This is a genomic window from Candidatus Cloacimonadota bacterium (genome assembly GCA_011372345.1).
GTDB lineage: Bacteria > Cloacimonadota > Cloacimonadia > Cloacimonadales > TCS61 > DRTC01.
Genome location: DRTC01000642.1, coordinates 1 through 1,644, shown reverse-complemented (window position 1 = coordinate 1,644; position 1,644 = coordinate 1). Strand labels below are relative to the sequence as shown.

The following is a 1,644-nucleotide window of genomic DNA, read 5'->3' as shown; positions in this document are numbered from 1 at the left end:
CCAGGCTTTTTGATAAACCTTATTCTCCCATTCAGCAACTTTTGTGTTTTCGTTATTGGAAGAACAGTCTTTCAAATAATCGGAAAGCATTTTCCTGATCTTATTGATCAGCCAATCCTTTTTTCGATAGGCAAATCCTGGTGTAAAAGGAATTTTCTTATGAAAGAAAAATAATTCCTTTCTGGGAAAAAATATCATAGCTTTTATTGTAAAGACGATCAGAAATCCTGCTAACAAATTCCATAAAATAAAGAGAATCGCTTTTAGGAAAACCATCATTAAATCCTTATGAATTGAATATTTAATACTGAATATTTAATAATATTCATTTTTTTCTATCTATTATTTTCCCGTTTACTCTTTGTGTCTTTGAGCCTTCGTGGAAAACATCATACTTTATCCAAAATATGTCCCAATTTGTCTTTTTTGGTCTTTAAATAATGAACATTGTTTTTCTGAGGTTCAATCTCGATTTGAACTCTTTCTACAATTTGCAGATCGTAACCTTCAAGGGCAACTAATTTTCTTGGATTATTGGTCAGCAACCTGATCTTATGTAAACCAAGTTCTTTCAGAATTTGTGCTCCGATCCCATAATCCCGCATATCATCTTTAAATCCAAGTTCCAGATTTGCTTCAACCGTATCTTTGCCATGATCCTGCAGATGATATGCTTTCATCTTGTTCAGGAAACCAATTCCACGACCTTCCTGTTTCATATAAAGAATAACGCCTGTTCCTTCTTCCTCGATTTTTTGAAAGGAATATTCCAGCTGTTCACCACAATCGCATCTTGCTGAAAAAAGTGCATCTCCCGTCAAACATTCGGAATGAACTCTGACCAGTATATTTTCCTTCCCTGCAACTTCACCTTTTACCAAAGCAATATGATATTCATTGGAAACTTTACTCTGAAAGGAAATGATCTTAAAATCACCATATTTCGTTGGTAATTTCGCTTCGGAAACTCGCTCAACTAAAATTTCGTTTCTTCGACGATATTCGATCAAGTCCTTAATGGTTATCAGATGAAGATCATATTCTTTAGCGAACTCGGTCAATTCCGCTAATCTTGCCATTTCACCATCTTCTTTGATAATCTCACATAAAGCTCCAACTGGATTTAGTCCGGCAAGTGTTGTCAAATCTATAGTTGCTTCAGTATGACCTGTGCGTTTGAGAACTCCACCATCTTCCGCGATCAGAGGGAAAATATGTCCGGGACGAAGGAAATCTTTTGCCTTTGCTTCCTTGTTTGCTAATTCTCTGATCGTATTTGCTCTTTCTTTAGCGGATATTCCGGTTGTCGATGCTCTATGATCTACAGAAACGGTAAATTTTGTACCGTGAGTTTCAGTGTTTTCATCTGTCATTAATGGTATATTCAGTTCTTTTAATCTCTTTTCTGTCATGGGAACACAAAGCAATCCTTTTGCTTTTGTGATCATAAAATTTACCATTGGGGGAGTGATCAATTCCGCTGAACAGATCAAATCACCTTCATTTTCCCGATTCTCATCATCAACAACAACCACAAATTTTCCGTTTTTAAAATCTTCGATAGCTTCTTCGATCTTGGCGAATTTATATTTCATTTAAGCTCCGTTTTTTATCCGTGAATTACACGAATATACACTTATCTAT

2 protein-coding genes are annotated in these 1,644 nt (G+C 35.5%); both read right to left on the bottom strand.

What is annotated here, in order from left to right:
• Positions 1–279 (bottom strand): hypothetical protein (locus tag ENL20_12345; protein ID HHE39343.1); only part of this gene is annotated, 279 nt, incomplete at its 3' end.
• Between the two features lie 110 nt (positions 280–389).
• The gene (locus tag ENL20_12340) at positions 390–1,595 is read right to left on the bottom strand and encodes a bifunctional 3,4-dihydroxy-2-butanone-4-phosphate synthase/GTP cyclohydrolase II (GenBank protein ID HHE39342.1); all 1,206 of its coding nucleotides are present in this window, start codon (positions 1,593–1,595) and stop codon (positions 390–392) included.
• Positions 1,596–1,644 lie beyond the last annotated feature (49 nt).